General features: G+C 70.3%; 22 protein-coding genes. 7 read left to right on the top strand and 15 right to left on the bottom strand.

Features of this window, described 5'->3' with window-relative positions; genetic code table 11:
• Window positions 1-120: 120 nt before the first annotated feature.
• The 4 genes from ACSHXC_RS05780 (at window position 121) to ACSHXC_RS05765 (ending at window position 4,631) form a co-directional block, all read left to right on the top strand.
• A complete protein-coding gene (locus ACSHXC_RS05780; protein ID WP_438290515.1) occupies window positions 121-1,116 on the top strand; it encodes a TAXI family TRAP transporter solute-binding subunit in 996 nt (331 codons plus the stop codon).
• Window positions 1,117-1,307: 191 nt separating this feature from the next.
• Window positions 1,308-2,966, top strand: a complete 1,659-nt coding sequence (locus ACSHXC_RS05775; RefSeq protein ID WP_438290514.1) for a B12-binding domain-containing radical SAM protein — start codon at window positions 1,308-1,310, stop codon at window positions 2,964-2,966.
• A 53-nt stretch (window positions 2,967-3,019) separates the two neighbouring features.
• The gene (locus tag ACSHXC_RS05770; protein WP_438290513.1) at window positions 3,020-4,240 is read left to right on the top strand and encodes an MFS transporter; all 1,221 of its coding nucleotides are present in this window, start codon (window positions 3,020-3,022) and stop codon (window positions 4,238-4,240) included.
• A 109-nt stretch (window positions 4,241-4,349) separates the two neighbouring features.
• Complete coding sequence (locus tag ACSHXC_RS05765; RefSeq protein WP_438290512.1) at window positions 4,350-4,631, top strand: hypothetical protein; 282 nt, start codon at window positions 4,350-4,352, stop codon at window positions 4,629-4,631.
• Between the two features lie 91 nt (window positions 4,632-4,722).
• Here ACSHXC_RS05765 and ACSHXC_RS05760 read toward each other — a convergent pair whose 3' ends face one another.
• The 13 genes from ACSHXC_RS05760 to ACSHXC_RS05700 form a co-directional block, all read right to left on the bottom strand.
• Window positions 4,723-5,190 (bottom strand): hypothetical protein, encoded by a 468-nt coding sequence (locus tag ACSHXC_RS05760; RefSeq protein WP_438290511.1) that lies wholly within the window; start codon window positions 5,188-5,190, stop codon window positions 4,723-4,725.
• 766 nt (window positions 5,191-5,956) lie between these two features.
• Complete coding sequence (gene hypD, locus ACSHXC_RS05755; protein WP_438290510.1) at window positions 5,957-7,057, bottom strand: hydrogenase formation protein HypD; 1,101 nt, start codon at window positions 7,055-7,057, stop codon at window positions 5,957-5,959.
• A complete protein-coding gene (locus ACSHXC_RS05750; RefSeq protein WP_438290509.1) occupies window positions 7,054-7,710 on the bottom strand; it encodes a CBS domain-containing protein in 657 nt (218 codons plus the stop codon). The genes hypD and ACSHXC_RS05750 overlap by 4 nt, the downstream gene beginning before the upstream one ends.
• A 12-nt stretch (window positions 7,711-7,722) precedes the next feature.
• Window positions 7,723-9,027, bottom strand: coding sequence for a nickel-dependent hydrogenase large subunit (locus tag ACSHXC_RS05745; RefSeq protein ID WP_438290508.1), 1,305 nt, complete (start codon window positions 9,025-9,027; stop codon window positions 7,723-7,725).
• Between the two features lies 1 nt (window position 9,028).
• Entirely contained in the window at window positions 9,029-9,835 is an 807-nt protein-coding gene (locus ACSHXC_RS05740; protein WP_438290507.1) for an FAD/NAD(P)-binding protein, read from the bottom strand.
• Window positions 9,832-10,296 carry a Crp/Fnr family transcriptional regulator gene (locus ACSHXC_RS05735; RefSeq protein ID WP_438290506.1) on the bottom strand — a complete coding sequence of 155 codons (465 nt, stop codon included), beginning with the start codon at window positions 10,294-10,296 and terminating at the stop codon, window positions 9,832-9,834. The genes ACSHXC_RS05740 and ACSHXC_RS05735 overlap by 4 nt, the downstream gene beginning before the upstream one ends.
• Window positions 10,293-11,420, bottom strand: coding sequence for a 4Fe-4S dicluster domain-containing protein (locus ACSHXC_RS05730; protein WP_438290505.1), 1,128 nt, complete (start codon window positions 11,418-11,420; stop codon window positions 10,293-10,295). Before ACSHXC_RS05730 ends, ACSHXC_RS05735 begins: the two co-directional genes overlap by 4 nt.
• Window positions 11,421-11,523: 103 nt before the next feature.
• Window positions 11,524-12,126 carry an Rv1733c family protein gene (locus tag ACSHXC_RS05725; RefSeq protein ID WP_438290504.1) on the bottom strand — a complete coding sequence of 201 codons (603 nt, stop codon included), beginning with the start codon at window positions 12,124-12,126 and terminating at the stop codon, window positions 11,524-11,526.
• Window positions 12,110-12,634, bottom strand: a complete 525-nt coding sequence (locus tag ACSHXC_RS05720) for a flavodoxin domain-containing protein (RefSeq protein WP_438290503.1) — start codon at window positions 12,632-12,634, stop codon at window positions 12,110-12,112. Before ACSHXC_RS05720 ends, ACSHXC_RS05725 begins: the two co-directional genes overlap by 17 nt.
• 6 nt (window positions 12,635-12,640) lie before the next feature.
• Window positions 12,641-12,901: an SHOCT domain-containing protein gene (locus tag ACSHXC_RS05715; protein ID WP_438290502.1), complete on the bottom strand. Its 261-nt coding sequence runs from the start codon at window positions 12,899-12,901 to the stop codon at window positions 12,641-12,643.
• 11 nt (window positions 12,902-12,912) lie between these two features.
• Entirely contained in the window at window positions 12,913-13,644 is a 732-nt protein-coding gene (locus ACSHXC_RS05710; protein WP_438290501.1) for a CBS domain-containing protein, read from the bottom strand.
• A gap of 13 nt (window positions 13,645-13,657) precedes the next feature.
• Window positions 13,658-16,351 carry a bifunctional acetate--CoA ligase family protein/GNAT family N-acetyltransferase gene (locus ACSHXC_RS05705; RefSeq protein WP_438290500.1) on the bottom strand — a complete coding sequence of 898 codons (2,694 nt, stop codon included), beginning with the start codon at window positions 16,349-16,351 and terminating at the stop codon, window positions 13,658-13,660.
• 120 nt (window positions 16,352-16,471) lie between these two features.
• A complete protein-coding gene (locus ACSHXC_RS05700; RefSeq protein ID WP_438296449.1) occupies window positions 16,472-16,738 on the bottom strand; it encodes a HypC/HybG/HupF family hydrogenase formation chaperone in 267 nt (88 codons plus the stop codon).
• 301 nt (window positions 16,739-17,039) lie between these two features.
• Between ACSHXC_RS05700 and ACSHXC_RS05695 the strand changes: the two genes are divergently transcribed.
• From ACSHXC_RS05695 to ACSHXC_RS05685, 3 genes are read left to right on the top strand one after another with little or no spacing between them, the layout of a single operon-like run.
• Window positions 17,040-17,909 carry a universal stress protein gene (locus tag ACSHXC_RS05695; protein ID WP_438290499.1) on the top strand — a complete coding sequence of 290 codons (870 nt, stop codon included), beginning with the start codon at window positions 17,040-17,042 and terminating at the stop codon, window positions 17,907-17,909.
• 46 nt (window positions 17,910-17,955) lie between these two features.
• Complete coding sequence (locus tag ACSHXC_RS05690; RefSeq protein WP_438290498.1) at window positions 17,956-20,331, top strand: phosphoketolase family protein; 2,376 nt, start codon at window positions 17,956-17,958, stop codon at window positions 20,329-20,331.
• Window positions 20,332-20,356: 25 nt separating this feature from the next.
• Window positions 20,357-21,205: a universal stress protein gene (locus ACSHXC_RS05685; RefSeq protein ID WP_438290497.1), complete on the top strand. Its 849-nt coding sequence runs from the start codon at window positions 20,357-20,359 to the stop codon at window positions 21,203-21,205.
• A 358-nt stretch (window positions 21,206-21,563) separates the two neighbouring features.
• On the opposite strand, the gene ACSHXC_RS05680 is transcribed toward ACSHXC_RS05685, so the two are convergent.
• Together ACSHXC_RS05680 and ACSHXC_RS05675 are read right to left on the bottom strand one after the other, a co-directional pair.
• On the bottom strand, window positions 21,564-22,892 hold the full coding sequence (locus ACSHXC_RS05680) for an endonuclease domain-containing protein (RefSeq protein ID WP_438290496.1): 1,329 nt from the start codon (window positions 22,890-22,892) through the stop codon (window positions 21,564-21,566).
• 118 nt (window positions 22,893-23,010) lie between these two features.
• Window positions 23,011-24,111 (bottom strand): NAD(P)-dependent alcohol dehydrogenase, encoded by a 1,101-nt coding sequence (locus ACSHXC_RS05675; RefSeq protein ID WP_438290495.1) that lies wholly within the window; start codon window positions 24,109-24,111, stop codon window positions 23,011-23,013.
• Window positions 24,112-24,175 lie beyond the last annotated feature (64 nt).

Raw genomic sequence — 24,175 nt, 5'->3', positions numbered from 1 at the left:
CGGCCCTTCCCGGTCGGGTCCAAGCTCGGCGCCGGCCCAGAGAAGACCTCGTCCAGGCTGCGGACGAGCAGGCTCTGTCCGCCCCTGGTGACCGAGCCCGCCGGCTGACAGGATCTCGGCATGGCTTCTATACGACCGCGTCCGTGGAGCCGGCTCCTCGTGTTGATCGGCGGCGTGGTCATGGCTCTGATGCTCCTGGCCTGGTGGCTGTGGCCGCTGGGCGCCGGGCCGGCGCCCAGCGGGCGCGCGACGATCGCCACGGGTGTGCCCACCGGGGTCTATGTGAAGTACGGCGAACTGCTCAAGCAGGATCTGGCGCACGACCAGCCCGGCCTTCAGGTACGGCTTACGAACAGCCAGGGCTCTGTCGAGAACCTGCAGAGAGTGGCCACCGGGCAGGCTGATTTCGCCTTTGCCACGGTGGACGCGGTGACTGCCTACCTTGCCCAACACCCCCAGGACGGCGGTCGGTTGCGCGCCTGCGCACGCCTCTATGACGACTTCGTGCAACTCGTGGTGCCGAAGAATTCGAAGGTGGGCTCCGTCCAAGATCTCCGAGGTCTGCGCGTCGGCATCGGGGAAAGCGGTTCGGGTGTGCAATTGGTCGCCCGGAGTCTTCTGCGCGCTGCGGGACTGGATTCGGACCACGACATCACGCCAACGAGGGCCGGTATCGACACCATGCCGGCCCTTCTGCGGGCGGGGCGCCTCGACGCGTTCTTCTGGTCCGGCGGGTTGCCCACGTCCGCGGTGCAGAACCTCGCGGGAAGCTATCCGATAAAGCTCGTACAACTCGGTGACCTGGTCGAACCGTTGCATCGACAGGGGAGTTTCGCTCAGCGCTATCGGACAGCCGCCCTGCCTCCCGATCTCTATCCGGAGATCGGGAGCAGCGAGTCGGTCAATACGGTGGCAATCGCAAATCTGCTGATCACGGCGGATCATGTCAGCGCGGAACTCACTCAGGCCGTCACCCGCACAGTGATCAACGGCCGTGACCGCATTGGTCAGCAGGTGCACGCAGCCCAGAACGTTGACCTGCGCACTGCTATCTTCACCGATCCACTCCCTCTGCACGAGGGTGCGCAGCGCTATTACCGATCGGTCAAACCGTGACTTCATTTTCTGCGTAGGTCCGTTCCGGGCTGTATAGATCCGGTTTTACAGACAGTGTTCGCTCGTCCCATGATTCCGACAGGTGTCCGAGAACCCTCTTGGAAGTGGCGAGCAACCCCGACAAGCATTGCTCGCGAATGGCTGAAACGACGCCAGCAATCACACAACGGGGGACTGATCGTCGCATGGAGATGAGCCTGCAACCGGTCGAGGAAGTCGTCGGCGTGGACGGGCGGTACCAATGGGTGCTTCCGTTGCCGGAGACGGCCGCGCCCACGTCCCGGATTCGCTCGGTCTGGTATTTCGCCCTGCCTCTGACCTCTGCCCACCGTGGCGGCCACTCCGGCGGCGGGGCCACGATCCCGGGGGTGGGCGGCCAGGAGCGGTACGAGAACGAGGGCTCGGTCTACCCGCACGCCGGGCTGATGGAGATGATCACCTATCAGGTCCGGTGCTTCCCCGAGATCGACTGGCGCCACTTCGACATGAGTCACGTTCCGTGGCCCGAGGTGCGCGCGGCCATCGAGGCAGACCCTCCGGATGTGGCGGCATTCACCGTTTACACCTCCACCTCCCTGTGGGCGTTCATCGTGGCCGCGGAGATCAAGCGGGTGAATCCGGATGCGGTAGTGATCTTCGGCAATGACCATGCCGGAATCCTGTACCGCGAAATACTCACCGGCCAGTACGGAGGTCGGCTGGTGGATTTCGTCAGCACAGGAAACAACGGCCCCTTCACGATGATGGGCCTGCTGTACGCGCTGCGGGGGCAGTTGGACCTGGGACGTGTGCCCTCCCTCGCCTACCGGCACCGGGGCGAAGTGGTGAATCAGCCCGCACCTTCCTATCCGATCGACCGCCGTCTGCTGCCGGACTACCGCCTGATCGAGGACCAGCTGGAGCAGTACTACGACAAGGCGTTCGCGGTCTGGTACGCGCAGCACTACGACCTGAAGCGAATGGTGACGCTTCCGCTGGACGCCGGCTGTACTTGGGGCAGGCGGCCCGGCCGCCGGTGCAAACACTGCTCGATCCAGGGGCTGACCCCCAAGACCACCCGGGTCTCCACCACCCTGCCGGTACTGGAGAACGTGGTGGGTGAACTCGGCGCGAACGTCTACGCCGCGGGAGATTCCACCTTCGGCTTCTCACGGGATCAGTGGTCGGGGGAGATCGGCTATCTCGACGAGCTCGCCGAGGCCTGCGCCGCCTCTCCCGTGCTCCGCGGCCACCGGTTCATGCTCGCCTACGGCTTGGTGTACGAGTTCCTGCAGTCGGCCGAGCTCTGCCAGGGATTCATCCGCACCTGGAACGTGGGCCTGGAAGCATTCGACCCCACACTGCTCAAGGGGGATTCCAAAGGAATCAACAAAGGCCCGGACCGCATGCACGAAGCGTTGGAGCTCGCACAGAAATTGGACTACAAACTCTACGCCTCAGGCATCATGGGCCTGCCCGGCACCACACTCAAGCTACTGCGCACAGAGGTCGACAACTGGCTGTCCCTGGCCGAAACCTACCGTGATTCCATCACCACCATATCCGTGGCCGCCCCGGGCGTGATCCCCGGTTCACGGATGTACTGGGAGTCCTTCAACTCCGACCCCCAGGTGCGTGCAGCACACGGCGAGATCATTCCCGCCCGACGCCTCACCGACCTCTACATCCGCACCCACACCGATGTCCAACTCGCAGACGTGGAGGCCGCGATCGCCGAGGTCGGCCGAGGGGTGATCACGCTCGGCGAGGAGCGCGGCCACATGAAGTTCGGCGGCTACATGCTCGGGGGCAAGGACGAGGACGAAGCCGCCGAGCGGCGCCAGCTCGACGCGATCTGCGCTCAGCTGTAGCCGCCGTGAGCGCACCGCGATCACACCTGACCGGCCCGACCTACACCATTGCCGTGACATGTGCAGGCTCCAGTCTGCCCACCTCGCTCTACGCCAAGTACAGGCTGAGCTTCGGACTCTCGGCCTTCGAGACCACCGCACTGTTCGCCGTGTACGTCGCCGTGATCATCCCGACAATGCTGGTGTGCGGAGGGCTGTCGGACCGATGGGGACGCCGACGCGTGGCCCACCTCGGCCTGGCCCTGGCCGCCCTCGCCTCAGGAGCGCTGGCCTTCGCGGCCACTCCCGCGGTCCTGTTCGCGGGCCGGATGCTTCAGGGGGCGGCCGCCGGACTCACCTCGGGTGCGGCGACGGCCGCGCTGGCCGACGCGGCCCACGCGGACGGCTCCGGCCCTGTCCGCGGCAGCTCCGTGTCCCTCGCCTCGCTGGCCATCTCCGTCGGCAGCGCGAGCGGCCCCCTCCTGTCCGGGACCATCGCGGCGCTCCTCCCAGCTCCCTTGATGCTCCCGTACCTCACCCATCTGCTGCTACTGCTGCCCGTCCTGTTGATGCGCTGGCCAGCCGGAGCCCCAGACCCCCCGGGGCCGTGGCGTCCGCACCGGCCCGCGCTCCCGCGGGCGGCCCGGCGAGTGTTCGTGACGACTGCGGCCACCACGGTGTTCTCATGGAGTCTGCTCGGCGTCTTCCTCGCGCTGGTGCCCTCCGTGGCCGGGGCGCTGAGCCACACCGCCAACACCGCGGTGGGGGGAGGCGTTGTGGCACTGATGCTGATTTGTTCGGCGCTCACGCAACCCTATGCCGGCCGCCTTGCCGCCGGGGCCGGACAGCAGGTCGGGCTCGGCGTGATGACCGGGGGGCTGGCCCTGCTCGTCCTGGCCGCGGGCCTGCACAGTCTGCCGGTCCTGACAGGTGCCGCGGTCGTCTGCGGCGCCGGCCAGGGCATCGGCTTCACCGGAGCACTCACCGACCTCACCGCCGTGATACCGGCCCACCTACGCGGAGAGGTCCTGTCGGCGGCGTACTCCGTCGGATACCTGGCCCTGGCCGTCCCTGTCCTCGGAGTGGGAGCACTCGCGGACCATACGGGCATGCCGACCGCCATGACCTGGTTCGCGATCCTCGCCGCGCCCGGCTGCCTGGCCGTACTGGGGTGGATCCACTGGGCAGGTCCAGGACGACCACGGACCGGGCGGGCCTTGAACCTTCCGTCGCCCCACCAGTCCCCGCCTTCCCCCTCCCCTCAGGACAGCGACCGCGGGGTGGATGCGGTGTGACACGGGAGGCACCACCGGTGTGACGTAGCGGCCTGCCCGGCGCTTTGCAATCATCCTTTGCGTGCTGTCGGGCCGCAGGCACGGGAGTGGGCGGTATCTGGCGTGCGGCATGGCTGGTTGGGCGATCCGCGCCTGCTCGCGCAGACGCGGGATCAAGGGCCACATCACAGGGACCGTCACCCAGAGTCTGAACGGCGTCATCACCGCGCACACCCACGAGACCGGCACCTACCGCGTCAACGCCGACTGCACCGGCTCGGCGACTTACACCATCGCCGCGTCGACCAGCCACTTCGACCTGTATGCGGCCCCCTCGGGGCAGTCATGCACCGAGGCCCGGACCGACCCCGGCACGGCCGTGTCCGGAGCCGAGAACCGCGTCTCGGACTGAGTGCTGCCTCCCTGGCAGGGGTGCCGGGGCCAACCGGCGGACGCTCTTGGCCGGTTGGCCCCGGCAATGGCGACGGCCGTGGGACGGCCGGTCAGGTGCGGGTGGCTCGATGTTCGGTGGTGGCGCTGACGGAGCCGGGGTCGGTCTGGATGTAGGTGAAGAAGTCGCCGCTGGGGGCGGTGTAGAGGTCGAAGTGGAGGGTGGTGCCGATGGCCAGGGTGCCGGTGCAGTCGGCGTTGACGGTGTAGGTGCCGGTGAACGGGGCGCCGCGCGTGATGGTGCCGTTGAAACTGGAGCTGGAGGTGCCCCGGACGTGCCCGGCGGCGTCGAAGTGCTCGGAGCCTGCGAAGGCAAGGGGCTGGCTGGACGTGCCGGAGACGGACAGACCGTCACCGGCGAACAGGTAGGTACCGGTCAACGTGGCGGTGGAACAGGTCTGCTCGGGCTGAGCGGCCGGGGCGCTGTGGGCGACACCGGTCACGGCAAGGACTACCGCGGTGGTGACGCCGGCGGCGCCGACGGCACACAGGGTGCGCGGAGAGTGAAGAGGGCTGAGCATGAAGACCTCCATGGCCAGGACGGCACGGGAAAGGCTCGGCCGGGCAGGAGTCGCGCGGCGGGCGCCCTCCTGGCGCTGTCGGCGGTCCCCTCGACCGGGCAACAGAGCGTCCCGCACCCCCACAAAACCCCGCAACCGCCCCTGCGCACGAAGACCGAAACCACCCCCCACCACGGCCAAGGTCCTCAATGATTCACAACCACCCACGACGGTGGCCTGTTGGCGCTCTGCCGGTGAGGCATCCGGAGGGCCAAGTTGGGTCGACGAGGCGAATCAGTCGCACTGTATGGAGCCCTGCTGACGGGGGATCGGGCGGCTGAGCCACCGGGGGATTCTCGTATGCACCGGATCCAGCGGCGGAAGGGTGCGGTGCCCGGTGTGGGCGCCGGTGAGGCATGGCGCGGCTCGCAGCCGTGGTGGTGACGTGATGGTCATGGGGCTCCTCAGGGTGGGGCCCGCAGCAATACTGGGCGCCGACCTCGCCCAACCTCTGTCTACCGTCTGGGACAGCCCTGCGAGCTGCCTTGAGTGCCCTTTCAGAGGAAACTCCCACATCGTGACAGCCCGTCGCAGTCTTGTCTGCAGAAGTGCTGGTCCCCGCTGACAGCGCGAGGGTGCCTGTGCGCCACGCCGGGTGAGGGCGGGGCGCACAGGCAGGGTGCCGACGTGGAGTCAGGTGCGCTTCACCGTGATGGTCCGGGTGCTTGCCCGTGGCCCATCGACATCCGTTCGTCCTCGCGGTGGGGGACGGGGCAGACCGGCGTCGTCATGAGGGGCTCCTCTTCGTGCGGCCGGCGGAGTGGAAGGCGGCGCAGGTGCCCTCGGCGGACACCATCGGGGCGCCCAGCGGGGCACGAGGTGTGCAGCGCGTCCCGTGGGCGGTGCAGTCGGTGGGCAGCCGCGCGCCGGTGAGGATGGCGCCCGCGATGCATTCGGGGTCCTCGACCGGATGCAGTCCATCGACCCGGAACCGCCGTGCCGCGTCGAACTGCACGTATTTGAGGGTGAGTTGGAGCCCGCTGGCGGGCAGGGTGCCGATCCCGCGCCAGGCCCGGTCGGTGACCTGGAAGACCTCGGCGACGGCGGACTGTGCTTCGGCGTTGCCGGGGCGTTGTACGGCGCGGGTGTACTGGTTCTCGACCTCGTGCCGGCCGCCTTCGAGCTGCCGGACGGCCAGCAGGATGCCCTCCAGCAGGTCGAGCGGTTCGAAACCGGTGACCACGATCGGTACGCGGTACCGGGCCGCGATGGGCTCGTACTCCTGCCAGCCCATCACCGCGCACACATGCCCGGCGGCGAGGAACGCCTGCACTTCGCAGTCGGGCGAGCCGAGCAGCGCCGTCATGGCGGGCGGTACGAGGACGTGGCTGACCAGCATCGAAAAGTTCGCCAGACCCAGCCGTGCGGCGTGCCGCACCGCCAGGGCGTTGGCGGGGGCGGTGGTCTCCAACCCGACGGCGAGGAAGACCACTTCGTGGTCGGGCTGTGCCTCGGCCATGCGTACGGCGTCCATGGGTGAGTAGACCACCCGGACGTCGGAGCCGCGCGCCCGCAGTGCCAGGAGGTCGGTCTCGGTGCCGGGGACTCGCAGCATGTCGCCGAAGCTGGTGAGGATCACGCCCGGCCGCGCGGCGATGGCCATGGCGCGGTCGAGGGTCTCCAGCGGGGTGACGCACACCGGACAGCCGGGGCCGTGGATCATGCGGACGCCGGCGGGCAGCAGCTCGTCGATGCCCTGGCGGACCAGTGTGTGGGTCTGGCCGCCGCACACTTCGATGATTCGCCAGGGGCGGGTGGCGGTCCGCCGCAGTTCGGCGAGCAGGTGCCGGGCGAGGGCCGGATCGCGGTACTCGTCCAGGTACTTCATCGGGAGGGCGGCGGTGCGGCCGGTGCGGTGAGGTCCATGCGGACGTCCACGACGCCCTCGACCGCGTGGGCCAGCCTGGCGGCCACGGGGACGAGGTTCCGGTCGCGGATCGGTCCGCGGAACGTGACCACCCCGTCCTGCACGGAGGCGGTGACCGCCTGGTTGGGGAAGAGGATGGCGGCGACCGTGCGGTTGACTTCGGCGGCGAGCTCGGTGTCGGGCCGCAGGAACACCTTGAGCAGGTCGCTGCGGCTCACCACACCCTCAATGATGCCGAGCCGGTCGACGACGGGCAGCCGCTTGACCTTGCGCAGGGCCATCGTCCGAGCCGCCTGGGCGAGCGTGGCGTCGGCATGCACCGTGATGGCGGGAGCGGTCATCAACTCGCCCGCGGTAACCGCCCCGGCCTTGGCCACATCGGCCGGCCGACGCGTCGGCAGGAGGCTCGGGTCGGTGTCGCGGAACTCTTCTTTGGGCAGCAGATCGGCTTCCGACACGACGCCGATCACCCGGCCCTCGCCCTCGATCACGGGCAGGGAGCTGACCTTCCACTGCCCCATGAGCTCGACGATTTCCTTGAACGCGGCGTTGCGGCCGACGGAGACGACGGTGTGGGTCATCACATCGCTCACGATGTGCGGAGAACTGGCCATGACAAAGCCTCCTCAGGGGCTCAGGTGCTGTAGGTGCGCGTCGAGGAAGTGGGTGGAGCAGGAGATGCAGGGGTCGTGATTGCGGATCGCCCGCTCGCAGAGGGCGGTCAACTCGGCGTCGTTCGGAATATGTTGAGTGATCGCCGTCTGCGCGATGCGCCGGAGGTCGGCCTCTGTTGCTGCCTGGTTCTGCGCGGTGGGCGGGACGAGCCGGGCGTCGGTCACCGTGCCTTCCGCGTCGAGTGCGTACCGGTGATAGAGCAGTCCCCGCGGAGCCTCGGTCGCCCCGTGCCCCGTACCCGCGACGGGCGGGACTTCGGTGTACGGGCGGGCAGGCGGCTCGTATGTCGCGATGACCCGCAGTGCCTCGTCGACCGCGTACACGACCTCTACGGCGCGTACGAGGATGGAGCGGTACGGATTGCGGCAGACGGCTCCCTCGTACGGGTCGCCGAGGCCTGCGGCTCGGGCGGCTTCCACCGCCGTGCGCGAGAGCCATCGGCCACTGATCGCGAACCGGGGCAGGGAGCCGGTGAGATGGCGGCGCCCGTCGAGCGTGGAGTACAGGGCGGTGGAGTGCGGCAGGTGCTCCTCGTGGACGCGGTCCAGGAAGGTGTGGAGCGGGAAGGTGCTCAGCGTGCCGTCGGGGCGCAGGACGGCCGGGGTTCCGGTCTCGATGGCGTAGGTGCCGGGCGCGGCCAGCGCGAACAGGTCGGCGTCGGTTTCGGCGTCGGGGAAGTCGAAGCCGGCCACCCAGCGGACGGTGTCCCACGCGTCGTCCCTTGCGTGCTTCAACTGATCGGCCAGCGGCTTGAGTTCATCGGGCGTCGGGGTGCGGTGGAAGCCGCCGAGGCGGACGTTGACCGGGTGGATGGCTCGGCCGCCGAGGAGTTCGAGGATCGCGTTGCCCGCCTGCTTGAGCCGCAGACCGCGTTCCACGTGCTCGCGTGCCGTGCGGGCGAGCTCGATGGCACTGGCGCAGCCCAGGAAGTCGGGGGCGTGGAGCAGGTAGATGTGCAGGGTCTGGCTTTCGATCCACTCGCCGCAGTACAGCAGCCTGCGCAACTCCCGGATCGCGGGATCGACGGTGATCCCGCAGGCGTCCTCGATCGCCGCGCAGGCGCTGAGCTGGTGGGCGACCGGGCAGATGCCGCACACCCGTGCGGTGGGCGCCACCGCGCTGGATGCCTCCAGGAAGTGGGCGATCTCCATTTGCCCCGCGAGGCCGAGGAGTTCGCCCTCGCAGTCCAGAAGGGTGAGTTGGCAGCCGTCGCAGGAGACGAGTTTGAACACGGCGAGCGTCGGCGGCGCATTCATGTCACAACTCCCTGACGTAGAGCAGTGGTTCGGCCCGGCCCCAGGTGACGACCGGGCCGTCCCGGCACAGCAGGAGCGGACCGAGTTGGCAGTGGCCGCAGTGCCCGGTCGCGCAGCGCATGTTGCGTTCGAGCGAGACTCGGATCCGGTCGGCCGGGAGTCCGCGGTGCGCCAGGTCGCGGGCGGTGGCCCGGATCATCGGCTCGGGTCCGCAGACGAAGGCCGTGGTGGTGTCCGGTGCGAAACGGGCACGGTGGAGGAGCTTGGTGACGACGCCGATCTGGCCCGCCCAGCGGTCGTCCGGCCGGTCGACGGTCACGCCGGTGTAGGCGGTCTTCCACTGCTTGGTCTCGATCTTCGCCATCAGGTCGACCGGGGTGCGGGCGCCCACGAGTACGTTGAGGCGCCCGTACGGCTTCGGGTCGGTGACCGCGTCCCGGATCAGCGGGCGCAGCGGGGCCAGCCCGATGCCGCCGGCGACGACCAGCAGGTCCTGGCCGATGGCCTTGTCCAGTTCCCACCCGGTCCCGTACGGGCCGCGCAGCCCGATCACATCACCGACCCGTGCGGCGTACAGCCCCTCGGAGACGGCGCCGACGGCGCGGACCGTGTGCGCGAGGCCACCGGTGGTGGGGATGGCGCTGACCGAGAGGGGGATCTCGCCGCGCCCGAACGCCCACACCATGGCGAACTGGCCCGGCATGAAGGCGGGCAGCGGTGCGCCCACCGGCTCCAGGCGGAGCGTGACCGTGTCGGGGGTCTCCGGCCAGCGGGCGACGACCCGGTAGGGAACCGGAACGGCAGTCATCCCCGCGCACCGGTCCCGCTGCCGTAGGGCGCGTACAGGTCGAGGAGGCGGGTGCGCGCGGCCTGCAGCCGATGGGCGAGGACCCGGCCGACCCAGTGGCCGACCGTCGCGTCGAGCGCCGGGTCGTCTTCGCACATCATGCGCACCGCCAAGGCGTCGAACTCGTGCGCCCGCACGGGGCTCTGGGCCTCTGCCCCCAGTTGCCAGACATAGGGCGGGAACATCCAGGACAAGCCGACCAGTTCGCCATGGCCGAGCGTCTCGATGAGGGGGGACCGGCGGCCGGGTACGTGCATGTCGAGGCCGACCGACCCGGTCCGTATGATCCAGAATCGGTCGGCGTGGCCGCCCTCCTCGAAGATCCGGGTGCCCGTGGGGAAGGACACCTCGCGAGCGATGTGCATCAGCCGGTCGCGGTGTTCGGCCGGGAGGGCGCTCATCATGGTCGTTGAGGTGCTCATCGCTCTGCCTCCTCGTTGAGAGCCGCGACTTCTTCGGTGATGTCTATGCCGACCGGACACCAGACGATGCAGCGCCCGCAGCCCACGCAGCCGGAGCTGTCGAACTGGTCGTGCCAGGTGCCGAGTTTGTGGGTCAGCCACTGCCGGTATCGGCTGCGGCCGGAGGAGCGGACCGGACCGCCGTGGAGGAAGGAGAAGTCGAGGTCGAAGCAGGAGTCCCAGCGCTGCCACCGCTCGGCGTGGTCGCCCGTGAGGTCGGTGACCTCCTCGGTGGTGGTGCAGAAGCAGGTGGGGCACACCATGGTGCAGTTGCCGCAGGTCAGGCAGCGGGCGCCGACGTCGTCCCAGCGCTCGGCCGTCAGGCTCGCGCCCATCAGGGCGTGCAGGTCCACCGGTGGCATGGCGCGCCCCATCTTGTCGACGGCCTCGGTCACGGCGGCACGGGCGGCGCTCGCCGTGGCCGCGTCGGCGCTCCGGTACGGCAGCGCGTCCAGAAGTGTGGCGCCCTCCTCGCTGCCGACCCGGACGAAGAACCGGTGTCCCTCTTCGTCGACCACTTCCGTCAGGGCGAGATCGAAGCCGGAATCCGCTCCAGGGCCGGTGCCCATGGAGACGCAGAAGCAGGTGGCCCCGGGTTCGGTGCACTCGACGGCTATGAGGAACGTCCCGCTCCGGCGTTCCGTGTAGCCGGTGTTCTGGAAGTAGCCGCCGGCCAGCACCCGGTCCTGGATCGCGATGGCTCGCAGATCGCAGGGCCGGACCCCCAGGAACGCGTAGGAGGGTGGGACCGGACGCTCGACCTGTACGGTCACCTCTCCTTCCGGGGAGCGGTCGGCGCTCCACAGTTTCTCCCGCTGGGGATGCAGGAAGTTCTTCCATGACTGGGGGCCCGCGGAGTGCGCGAAGGCGGCCCCGTCCTCGCGGCGGGGCAGCCGGTAGCGTCCGGCCGCCGGCTCCACGCCCCACCCGTAGGGGAGTTGCTCGGCGGAATCGAGTTCGGCAAGCGCGATCGCGCCGTCGCGGACGGTGGGGCCGACCACGGTGCGGCCGCCCGCCCTCAGGGCCGCGACCAGCGCCTCAAGGCCCAGCCGGTCGAGGACTGCCGTGGCTCCGATGGCGGTCATGCGCGGCCTCCTGTCGTCGAGGTGTCAGCTGCGTCCAGCTTCGAAGAGAAGTGGGCGCCGGGGCAGGGGCCGACCGGCCCTGTCAGAGGCCGGGCGGGCCGGCTCAGTGGCTGCGCAGACCCCATTGGGGGCCGGTCACGGCCCAGTCCCGCTCCCACTCGGCCATGCGGCGACGGTTGGCTGTTGACCGGAAGGCCAGCCAGAGGCCCCCGACCGCCAGTCCGGCAGCGGTCGTTGTGACGCCGCCGACCCCCATGGCCTGTGCCCGGCTGTCACTGCTGCTGCGTGGTGCGGTGGTGGTCCTGTCGTGGGTGTCCACCCAGATGTCGGTGGGGCTGCCGCTCCTGGTGCCCTCCGGCATCTTCACATTGCCCGTCACGGTGCGGCCGTCCGAGGTCGTCCAGCGCACGGCCACGGGGGAGACCTGGCGGGTTGCGGCTCCGTCGGTCGAGGCCGGGGAGGTGGGAACGTCCTCCAATACGGTGGCCCGGACGAGGTGGCGCGAAGCACGCTGCTGGGCGGCTGTCGCCTGCGCCTGGTCATACATGGTCAGCCCGGCCAGCGAACCGGCCAGTGGAGCGCCGAGGAACAGCGCGGTGCCCAGCACTACTCGGGTCCATGCCTCGATGGTGTCCGACCTGCGGCGCAGCGGGTTGTGGCGCCACCGCCACCGCCGCACTTTCGTCCTGCTACTCGCGCGTTTCACGGTGCCGCACCTCCTCGCCCGCGAGTGCGGCGGCGATCCCCGATGCCCACGCGGCGATCTGCTCGAAGTCGCGGAAGTCCCCGCCCTTGCCGGACTTGACGATCATCCGGGCGAGCCGGCCGTTCGCGGTGCCGTCCAGCCGGCCGCCGAAGGTCGCGTGCCCCCTGGCGCCCAGGCGGTCCGCGATGCGGCGTACCCCGGGCACGGGAGGAATCTCGCGTTCGGCGGCCGACGGGTCCAGGGGCCCGCTGCTGAACAGCCAGAGCGGGTGCTCCTTCAGCGCGCGGCGGTGGCGACGCGTGAAGCGACGCGCGTCCCGGTGCCAGCGGTTCGCGTACAGTCCGCCGCCGACGACCACCGCACCGTACGGGCGCAGGTCCCTCACATCGGCCGCCCGCCGCACGTCGGCCGCCAACCCCTCCTTGCGGAAGGTGTCGCCGATCGACTGGGCGATCTCCTGGGTGGAGCCGTACTTCGTGCCGTACACGACGAGCACGCGCTCGATCATCGCAGGTCACCTGTCTTTTCCTGAAGGCTTGGTGTCGTGCAGGACCGCGAGCCGCCTGCGGTACTCCTCGTCGTCGATCTCGCCGCGGGCGAAGCGTTCGGCGAGCAGTTGCTCCGCTGCCGGTGTCCGGTCGTGCCGCACGCCTTCGCCTCGGCGGAGCAGGACGACCGCGACCACGGTCACGAGTACCAGGAGAACCAGCACGGTCAGCCCCGCGCCCGCGTACCCCCAGCCGTCCATTCCCCAGCCGTCCCAGTAGTGACGCATGACCTGTCCTTTCACAGCTTGCGCAGCCAGTCCTCGGTGACGCCGTGCAAGGCTTGATCGGTGGGCTTCAGGTGGGAGTCGTCCAGGTGGTAGCCGAGTTTGTCGACCACCGCTACGACTCCGTCGATCTGGCGCGTCATGTTCACCGCGATGGGTACCTCGCTGCGGCGCTCCAGCTTCCCGTCGAGGGTCACGACGCCGTCGGCCACGGAGACCGTGATGGTCTGCGGTGACAGCCACAGGGTGTTGACCAGCACCTCGGCGATCACCTCGCGGCGGATCTCGTCGTCCGTGCGCAGGAAGACCTGGAGCAGGTCGCGTCGGGTGACGATGCCGACCAGACGGTCCTCCTCGTCGAGTACGGGCAGTCGCTCCACCCTCTGCCGGGCCATGGTGCGGGCGGCCTCGGCGATGGTGTTCTCGGCGTGGGTGCAGACCGGCGGCTGCGACATCAGCTGCCCTGCCGTACGGGCCTGCGCCTTGGCCTGAGCCCTGCGGGCCGCGGGGCTCATCCGGGGCAGCCGGAGACCGCGCTTCGCAGCGGTCGGTCCGGGTGCCTCGGCTTCGCGGGCCAGGAGATCGGTCTCGGAGATCACCCCGATCACCTTGTCGTCGGCGTCGAGCACGGGCAGGCCGCTGATGCGGTGCGTGGCCAGGAGCTGAGCCACCTCCTTGAAGGGAGTGGCGAACCGGGCGGTGACCACCTCGGTGGTCATCACTGAGCCGATCTTGCTGTGCTTCATCTCTGCCTCCTCCTCAGCGCAGACGTCGCAGATAGGGGTTGTCGGCCTTGCGCGGCAGCAGCCGTATGCGGACGTCGAGTGCGGTGACGCCGCCGGGCCGGGCCAGTACCGGGTTGAGGTCGGCCTCGGCCAGCTGGGGCAGGTCACAGGCCATCCGCGAAAGGCGCGACAGCAGCTGTTCGAGGCCTTCGAGGTCGACCGGTCCGTTGCCGCCCTGCCCGAAGAGCAGCGGGGCACAGCGTGGGGCGGTGATCAGGTCGTGCACGTCGAGGTCGGTGAGCGGGGCGAGGCAGGCGGCCTGGTCGGCCAGCACGTCGGTGGCCGTGCCGCCGAGTCCGAACAGGACCAGCGGGCCGAACACTTCGTCCTGGACGACGCCGGTGAAGAGCTCGATGCCGCGCTCGGCGAGCGGCTGGACGACGACGCCGGTCAGCAGGCCGGCGAAGCGGGTCTCGAAGTCCCGGTAGGCGGCGCGTACTTGGGAATCCCCGCGCAGATCGAGATGGACCGCGTGCTGCTCGCTCTTGTGCAGCAGGCCCGGCCAGTGCGCCTTGAGGACGGCGAGACCGTCCGGGCCCTTGAGCCGCTCGGCCGCGAAGACCGCGTCGTCCTCGGTCTCGGCCCAGGCCCAGGGGAGTTGGGGGATGCCGTAGCAGGCGAGCAGGGCGGCGCATTCGCGTGGCCCGAGCCAGCCCCCGTCGGGGTGGCTGGTCAGGTACGTGTCGACGAGTGCCCGGGCGGCGTCGGTCTCGATGCCGTCGAGTGGCCGGATGGTGCCGGGAGGCCGTGCCAGCCAGCGGGCGCGGTCCACGGCGTGGGCCAGTGCGCGGGCCGCGGACTGCGGATCAGCGTAGGCGGGAACCGCACCGCCGTCCTCGGTGGGCAGCAGTTTGACGGGCAGGTCCTGGCCGAGGCGTACCGCGGCGACCGTCCGGGTGCGGCGCCCGGGGGCACGGGACAGGGCCCGGGTGAGGTCGTCGCCTGTTGCCGCGGCGACCGCGGTGGGTACGAGTACGACCAGGACGGCGTCGATGCCGGCGTGCCTGACGAGGCGGTCCACGCACTGGCTGAGCTGGTCCTCGGAGACGGCCGCGGTGGCATCGACGGGGTTGCCCGCCGTCGCTCCCTCGGGGAGGACCGTCAGCAGGTCACCGACCACATCCGCGCCGAGCGGGGGCAGGACGAGTCCGGCCTCGGCACAGCCATCCGCCGCCAGTACGCCCGCGCCTCCCGCATTGGTCACCACGGCGACACGGTTCCCTGCCGGAAGCGGCTGGGCGTGCAACAGGGCGGCGGCTTCGAGGAGTTCGGCGATCGTGCGGGTGGCGGTGATGCCCGCCTGGGTGAACAGGGCCCGCCGGGTCATGGTCCGGGTCGCGGCCGCCGCGGTGTGCGAGGCGGCGGCGCGTCGGCCCGCCTCCGTGCGGCCCGCGTCGACGGTGAGCACCGGCATCCGCCGGGTCACCCGGCGGGCGGTGCGGGAGAAGGCGCGTGGGTTGCCGAAGGACTCCAGATGCAGCAGAGCCAGATCGGTCCGGCCGTCCGACTCCCACCACTGGAGCAGGTCGTTGCCGCTGACGTCGTACTTGTCGCCGAGCGAGGCGAAGCTGGACACTCCGATGCCCAGGCGGGACAGCCCGTCGAGCAGGGCGATGCCGACGCCGCCGGACTGCACGGCGACACCTGCCGTCCCCGGTCGCGGATGCCTCGCGGCGAACGTCGCGTCGAGAGAGAGCTCCGGGTCGGTGTTGGAGATGCCGAGGCAGTTCGGCCCGACCAGCCGCATGCCGTACGTCCGGCAGGCAGTGAGCAGGGCGTCCGACTGTGTGGCGTCGAGCCGGGCGGAGACGACGACCAGCGCGCGCACCCCCGACTTGCCGCACTCCTCGGCGGTGGCCGGCAGTGCGGCGGCGGGCACCGCGAGGACCACGAGATCGGGAATGCGGGGCAGCGAGGCGATCGAGGGATATGTGGGTACTCCCAGAACCGAGGTGATGCTCGGATTGACCGCGAAGAGCCGCCCGGTGAAGCCACCGGCGCGGAGGTTGTGCAGGATGGCGCGTCCCACCGAGCCGGGCCTGCGGCCCACTCCGACCACGGCGATCGAGTCCGGGCGCAGCAGCGGTTGGAGACTCGCCACGTCGGCGGTCCTTCCGCGCTCCTCGACCGCCGAGAGGTAGGTCTCGTCCTGGTCGAGCAGCACGGTGCAGCGGACCTCGGGCCCCTCGAAGTGGCGGGCTGTGCTCAGACCGAGGTCCGCGAACACCTTCAGCATCTCGTGGTTCTCGGCGAGTGCGTCGGCCGTGAACGCGGTGATCGAGGCCTCCCGGGCGGCGGACACCAGGTGTTCCAGGAGCAGGGTGCCGATGCCCAGGTGATGGCGTCCGTCGGCGACGGCCAGCGCCATCTCGGCGGTGCCGGGAGAACTGGTGATCTCGTACTCGGCGATCCCGACGACCTTCCCCGCCGCCTCGGCGAGAAGGGCCCGGTGGCCGGGCCGGTCCGGTCCGCAGCAGCGGTCGGCTGCCTGTCGGGCGGAGCTGCGGCCGACCGAGAAGAACCGCAGCCGCAGGTTCTCGGTGGACATCTCCTCGTACAACTGCTGGACCTGGGCGTGGTCGTCGGGCCGGGCCACCCGTATCCGTACCGTCGTGCCGTCGGCCAGCAGCGCGTGCACCGGCCGTCCGGTGGGCTCGTTGTCGGTCATCTCGGTTCCTCTTCCGCCGGTTGACGTACTCAGCATCCGGCGGCCCGGGGGTACGCCCCAGAGGCCGTCGGGGGCAAGGAGGGGGGCCGGTCGGCCCTGTGTCCGGGCGGGTCCGGCTGGTCAGCCGGACCCGGGCAGCGGTTCGCCGAGTTCGCCCTCGACGGCCCCTGCCATGGCACGCAGGACGTCGAGGGTCCGCTCCGCCTCCACCTCGTCGACCTCGGTGATGGCGAAACCGACGTGCACGATGACGTACGTACCGACGGACGCCATCGGGGTGCAGGCGAGGCAGATCTCGCGCCGCACGCCGCCGAAGTCGGCCGTCGCCATGCGCATTCCGGCCTCTTCGTGGATCTCCGTCACCCTGCCCGGTATGCCGAGGCACAGGGGTTCCTCATCCCTTCGCGAGCCGGGCGGCTGCGATCGAGGCCTGCCCGTAGCTGATTCCGCCGTCGCCCATCGGCACGGCGCTGGGGACCAGTACCGACCCCGATGACGGCAATGCGCGTACGAGTGGTCATCGCTTCCCCTTCCGCCGGCTCTGCTCCCACCCTGCGGAACCCGCACGGTGGGCGGCTGGGGCCGAATGGCCCCGGCTGGGGCCGGTTCGCCCCTATCCGGTTGCGCGCGACGGTGGAAGCGTCCGGTACGACGCCCCGAACGGGGCGGACCCTGAGGGGGTGACACTGTGGACAAGCCGGTGATCGTGGGTGTGGACGGCTCGGACCCGAGCCTGCGAGCACTCGACTGGGCGACGGACGAGGCAGCCCTGCACGGCCTGCCCCTGTGCGTCATTCATTCGCAGGCCTGGGGATGGTACGAGGGCTACGGCCCCACGTTCGGCCCCGACCGGAGCGCCCTTCGGGTGTACGGCGAGAACCTCGTCGGGTCGGCCGTGGAGCGTGCCAACCGCCGTGCCGCAGCGGTGAAGGCGTACGGAGAACTGGTCACCGAGGACCCCGCCGCCGTACTGACCAGGATGAGTCGTGAGGCTTTCGCTGTCGTGGTGGGCGGCCTGGGAGCGGGCGGAATCGCCGGACTGCCGCTGGGCTCGGTCGGCCTCGCGGTCGCCGCCCGCGCACAGTCTCCGGTGATCGTCGTACGCGGCGACGAGCGGCACCTGCGCCGCAGCTTCCGCCGGATCGCCGTCGGCGTCGATGAGGCCGAACAGGCGCACCCAGTAGTGGAGTTCGCGCTCCGCGAAGCGGAACTGCAGAGCGCGGCACTGGATGCGGTGCATGCCTGGCGCTGCCCGGCCCGGGAGGTGCCCGACCATCCGGACCACCGGTCGGACTCCGAGCGGCACCGTGCCCTGGCAGAGGACGCGCTGGCCGAAGCTCTGCGGCCCACCGCCCGGGTGAAGGGCGTGGTGGAAGTGCGGCCGCAGGCGATCGAGGGCCACGCCCGCAAGGCACTCCTGGACGTGGCAAACACGGCCGATCTGCTCGTGGTCGGCGCCCGTCGCCGCAAGAGCCACCTCGGCATGCAGCTCGGCCCGGTCAACCACGCCGTACTCCACCACGCGCCCTGCCCGGTGGCCGTAGTCCCGCACGCATGACGACCCGCATGCGCATCGCCGAGAGCGGTACCCGGGCGGCGCACCGATGACGTACCCCCGAGACCGAGGAGGCACCGTGCCCAAGGACCGACCGGTGAACCTGGCTGCCTTGAACGCCCATTGGCGGGCGGCGAACTATCTGGCCGCCGGCCAGATCTACCTGATGGCCAACCCGCTGCTGACCGAGTCGCTGACGCCCGAGCACATCAAGCCGAGGCTGCTCGGCCACTGGGGCACCTCGCCCGGCCTGAACCTGGTCCACACCCACCTCAACAGGGTGATCAAGGACCGCGGGCTGGATGCGGTCTGCGTATGGGGACCGGGACACGGCGGGCCTGCCGTCCTGGCCAACTCCTGGCTGGACGGCTCCTATTCACAGACGTACCCGGACGTGAGCCGGGACGCGGCCGGCATGGAGCGCCTGTTCCGGCAGTTCTCCTTCCCCGGCGGGGTGCCCAGCCATGTCGCGCCCGAGACGCCGGGCTCGATCCACGAGGGCGGTGAACTGGGCTATTCCCTGGCGCATGCGTACGGGGCGGCCTTCGACAACGCCGGGCTGCTGGTCGCCTGCGTGATCGGCGACGGTGAGGCCGAGACAGGACCGCTCGCCGCGTCCTGGCACTCCAACAAGTTCCTCGACCCCGTCCACGACGGCGCGGTCCTGCCGATCCTGCACCTCAACGGCTACAAGATCGCCAACCCCACGGTCCTCTCCCGCATCCCGGAGGCCGAACTCGACGCCCTGCTGAAGGGATACGGCTACGAGCCGCTGCACGTGACCGGGTCCGACCCGGGCAAGGTGCATCTGAGCATGGCGCGCGCGATGGACCATGCCCTGGATCGGATCGCGGAGTACAAGAAGTCGGCCGGCCGCCGTCCTGCGTGGCCGGTGATCGTGTTGCGCACGCCGAAAGGCTGGACGGGGCCGACGGAGGTCGACGGGGTACCGGTCGAGGGGACGTGGCGTTCCCATCAGGTTCCGCTGGCGCACGTACGCGAAAACCCGGACCACTTGCGGCAGTTGGAGGCGTGGCTGCGCTCGTACCGGCCGGGTGAGCTGTTCGATGCCGAGGGCTGCCCCACCGAGCAGGTCCTCACCTGCGTACCGGACGGCGACCTGCGCCTCGGCGCGAACCCGCACGCCAACGGAGGCCTGCTCACCCGCGCCCTGCCCGTCCCGCCGCTGGAGCACTTCGCCGTGCCCGTCGACAAGCCGGGCGCGACGCTGCACGAGCCGACCCGGGTGATGGGCGGTCTGCTCGCCCGGGTGATGGCCGACACGGCCGGGCGCCGGGACTTCCGGGTGGTGGGCCCGGACGAGACCGACTCCAATCGCCTGGGTGCGCTGTTCGAGGTCACGGGCAAGGCGTGGCAGGCCGAGACCCTGGCCACCGACGAACACCTGACGCGGGACGGCCGGGTCATGGAGGTCCTGTCCGAGCACCTCTGCGAAGGCTGGCTGGAGGGGTACAACCTCACCGGCCGCCATGGTCTGTTCTCCTGCTACGAGGCGTTCGTCCACATCGTCGACTCCATGGTCAACCAGCACATCAAGTGGCTGAAGACCGCGCGCGGGCTGCCCTGGCGCGCCCCGATTCCCTCCTTGAACTACCTGCTCACCTCGCACGTCTGGCGCCAGGACCACAACGGGTTCTCGCACCAGGACCCCGGGTTCGTCGACCACGTGCTCAACAAGAGCCCGGACGTCGTCCGCGTGTACCTCCCGCCGGACGCCAACACCCTGCTCTCGGTGGCCGACCACGTCCTGCGCTCCCGCGACTACGTCAATGTCATCGTCGCCGGGAAACAGCCCTGCTTCGACTGGCTCTCCCTCGACGAGGCCCGGGCGCATTGCGCACGTGGCGCCGGCATCTGGGAGTGGGCGGGGACGGAGGACGGCACCCGCGAGCCCGATGTGGTCCTTGCCTGCGCCGGCGACGTGCCGACACTGGAGGTGCTCGCCGCAGCCGCATTGCTCCGCCGCCATCTGCCCGGCCTGGCGGTCCGCGTGGTCAATGTCGTCGACATGACGAAACTGCTGCCCCAAGAGGAACACCCGCACGGGATGGCCGACTCGGAGTACGACGCGCTGTTCACCCCCGACAAGCCGGTGATCTTCGCCTATCACGGCTACCCGTGGCTGATCCACCGCCTCGCCTACCGCCGCACCGGCCACGCCCATCTGCACGTGCGCGGCTACAAGGAATCCGGCACCACTACGACGCCCTTCGACATGGTCGTGCGCAACGACCTCGACCGCTACCGCCTGGTCATGGACGTCATCGACCGCGTCCCCGGCCTCGCCACTCGCGCGGCCGGCGTCCGCCAGACCATGGCCGACACCCGTACCCGCCACCACGCCTGGATCCGCGAACACGGCACCGACCTACCCGAGATCGCCGACTGGACCTGGACCGGATAACTCCATCGCACCAAGGAGGTGCGTCATGCAGCGCATCATCACCGCAGGCATCGACGGCTCCGTCGAAAGCCTGGACGCCGCCGACTGGGCCGCCCGCGAAGCCCTCCGCCGCGGACTGGCCCTCCAGCTCCTCCACGCAGGCGAGGTACCCGAAGCCCGCACCGGACTGCCCGAACTCGACGCCCCGGCCGACCGGGTGGCGAACGCCGTGAACCGGGCCGCCCGGGTGCTGGCCTTCGCCCACCCCACGCTGGAGATCGTCCGCCGTCAGGTGCCCGGTCCGCCGATCGAGGGCCTCCTGGCCGCGGCCGAGTCCTCCGAGACCCTGGCCCTGGGATCCCGCGGCTTCACCGGCTTCGCCGGATTCCTGGTCGGCTCGGTCGCCTTGGCGGTCGCCGCCCGAGCCACTCGCCCGGTCGTTCTGGTCCGGGCGGGGGAGCGGACCGAGGACGAGCACTGGGACTCGGCAGCAGGCCCGTACCGCCCGGTCGTCCTCGGCATCGACCTGGACCACCCGTGCGACGAGCTCATCGAGTACGCCTTCGACGCGGCGACCACGCGCCGGGCGCCCCTGCACGTCCTGCACACCTGGGCGATGCCCCTGGCTCCGTCCGGATCGGCGGTCGACCCGGAAGAGGAGAAGACGCACGGCCTGGCCACCGCACTGACCCCCTGGCGGAACAAGTTCCACGACACGCAAGTGACGGAGAGGACGGTGCATGGCCGCGCGGCTCACCACCTGCTCATGGCCTCCACCAAGGCGAGCCTGCTGGTCGTCGGCCGCAGCATCCCAAGTGGCGCCCGCCTGGGACCGGTTGCCCACTCGGTGATCCACCACGCTCTGTGTCCGGTGGCGGTGGTGGCACACGCGTAGTCGCCGCCTGCTTCATGCCCGCGCGGGTTGTCACGGCCATTGTTCCCTTCGGTCCGAGGGGCATGGTGGCGGGAACGGACTGGGCAAGACGGGAGCGGGCTGATGGGCCCATTACGGCTTCTCCGGGCTGAGGAAGGCGCGGACGCCGAGCGCCTCGATCGATCGGCAGCGACCTTCCGGCAGCGCTGGGAGCCCATGCCGCGCTGTCTGGAAGAGCGTGCTTCCGCGCCCGGCAGGGGCGTCTTGATCCGCCTCGCCGACGCACTGGGCACCAGCGTGGCCGCGCTGTCCGGGACGACGCTTGTTCTGCTGCGGCGGACACCATCGGGGTGGTGGTGTCAGGTCTGCCGGTACTCGGTCAGAACAGTGCCTGGCCCTCGCCGTTGGTGTCTGCGATGACGGGCCGGATCTGGGTAGGGAGGTCGTCCAGGCGGTCGGGGCCGGCGGCGGTGGCCACGGCAGGTGCTGTCTCGGTCAGCCAGGTGCGGAACCGCTCGGCGGCTTCGCGGTAGGGGACTTGCGCCAGGATGCGGTGCTCGCCGGAGGGGCAGAAGTCGACGGCGACTGTGAGCAGGCAGGACCGGGGCGCGTTCTGGCTGCCGGTCCAGGACACGCGCAGGATGCCGCAGGGCGTGCGACCGCGGGGGGCGCGGTGGGTCGGGCGCAGTGAGCGGCAGGCGGTGTGGGCGGTCCACGCGGCGAGGTGGGGCAGGGGCAGGGTGGTGCGGGCGCGGCAGCCGGGGCAGCGGTGCCAGTGGCGGAGCCAGGCGACGGCGTCGGTGTCGAAGAGGCGTGTGTAGCGGCCGGCCACCCGGATGTCGTTGCTGTACAGGTGGTCGGGGCGTTCCTGTGTGTTGCAGGACTGGCAGACAGGCGCGCGGACGTAGCCGTGTTCGTGGCAGTGGTCGAGCACGCCGGCGGGCGCGGTGCGGCACACGGCGCACGCCCACTCGGCCACCCTGCGGGAGATACCGGGCTTCCGGCTGAGTACCGAGTACAGCTGGCCGTCCAGCTCTTTGTTGTACGGGCGCGGTGCGCCGGTGCGGCCCTCGTGGCTTGTCGTCTGTCGCCGGCCGGCATCTGGGGCCCGCCGGGGGCGGGCGAGCGGCCCGGTGACGGCTCCGCTCGCCTGGCGGGCCCGCGCGGCTTGCACCCACCGTGTTTCGGCGTGCTCGGCCGCATCCAGCAGCCTGACCACAGCACGCGGTAGCCACCACGTCCGCTGCGCCCCCTCGCGGGTCTGCTCCACGAGCAGCTGTCGCCAGTCGATCCCCGCCAGATGACACGGCCGGGTCTCGTCACGTCGTGCTGCCCGCTCGGGGCCGCCCGGCTCCTGCAGTTCCCGCATGATGCGTCGGCGCCAGCGCAAGGGCGTTTCCTCGTGGCACTCCTGCCGCGGCACCCCACGAAACGGACCGATGCGGACGAGGTCCTGCCGGTCCATCCCTACCGCGTTCAGTTCCGCGGCAGCCCGGTGCACCCGGGCCTCCACAACGCTGCACTGGCCGCCGCTCGTTGTCACCGTCGCCACCGCATGGGCGCCGAGCAGGACGTATCCCACCCGGGCATGGGCAGGAGAGCGGGTGAAAGCCCCAGCAGCCGTCGGCACCGCGCTGTTGGCCGTCAAATCCACCCACAGGGTGTCCGCAGCACCCAGGGTGATCAGGCCTTCCGTGCGACCGGGCATGACACGCTCTGACAGTGAGGATCGGTTATGGCACCGCCCGGGGTCTGACATACCGACAGGCTAACGGCCACAAGGCGGCAACGGGTCTGTCGGCGTGCTGACTTGGGCCGTGCCGGGCTCATCCCCCGTCTGGGAAGGCGAGGACGGGTTTGATGACGTGGCCTTCGGACGCGGCCTTGGCGGCGGTTTCGATGTCGTTGAAGGGGAACTCGGTGATGAGTTTGTCCAGGGGGAGCGTGCCTTGCCGGTGAAGGGTGATCAGCTGGGGGATGGTCTCGGTGGGTATGGCGTCGCCCTCGGTCACCCCGCGGATGGTGAGCCCCTTGGTTATCGCGGGCATGGTGTCGAACTCGGCGGTGCCGAGGCCGACCAGGGCGAGTGTGCCTCGTTTGCGCAGGGCGTTGATGGCCTGGGTGATCACGGCAGGCCGGCCGGTGGTGTCGATGGCGTGGTGCGGGCCGCCGTGCGTGAGGTCGCGGACGGCTGCTGCCACGTCGTCCTCGGTGGTGGGGTCGATGACTGCTGCGGCGCCGAGTTCCTGGGCCATGGCGCGTCGAGCGGCTATGGGGTCGATGGCGATGACGGTGCAGTTGTCGGCGACGGCTGCCATGACCGCGCTCAGCCCGACGCCGCCGGCACCGAAGACGGCCAGGGTGTCGCCCGGCGACGGACGCAGGACGCTGCGGACCGTGCCGACGCCGGTCTGGACGCCGCATCCCAAGGGCGCGACCACAGCCGGGGGTAGGTCCGCGGGAACCTTGACGGTGTTGCTCTCGAAGGTCAAGCAGTGTGACGCGAACGCGGACTGGCCGAAGAAGTTGCCGTGGACCGGGGTACCGTCCAGGCGGGAGAGCGGAGTGCTGCCGTCGGGGCGGGAGCCGCTGAAGTTGAGGATGCCGGCGCTCTCGCAGTAGGCCGGGGCTCCCGTCACGCACGGTGGGCAGGCGTTGCAGCTCCGGTAGCTGAGACACACGGTGTCGCCGGGGACGACGGTGGTCACCGCGTCCCCCACGGCCTCGACGACACCGGCGCCCTCGTGGCCGAAGACCATGGGCAGACGTTCTGGGGGCCAGATCCGCCGTGTGCTGAGGTCGGTGTGGCAGATGCCAACGGCAGTGGTCCGCACCAGGATCTCGTCCGGCCGCGGCTCGTCGAGGTTGAGATGGTGGATGGTGAAGGGGCCGCCGGGGGACTCCACCAGTGCTGCTTGTATGCGCACGCGGGTCTTCCTTGTGCTGTCAGCCGCCAGGCGTCGCGGCCGGGACGGCGGGGCGGATGTAGTT

Origin of the sequence: Streptomyces sp. HUAS TT7 (assembly GCF_051550175.1) — a bacterium.
Lineage (GTDB): Bacteria > Actinomycetota > Actinomycetes > Streptomycetales > Streptomycetaceae > Streptomyces.
Note: the sequence above shows the minus strand (reverse complement) of the source record. Positions and strands in the feature narration are given on the sequence as shown.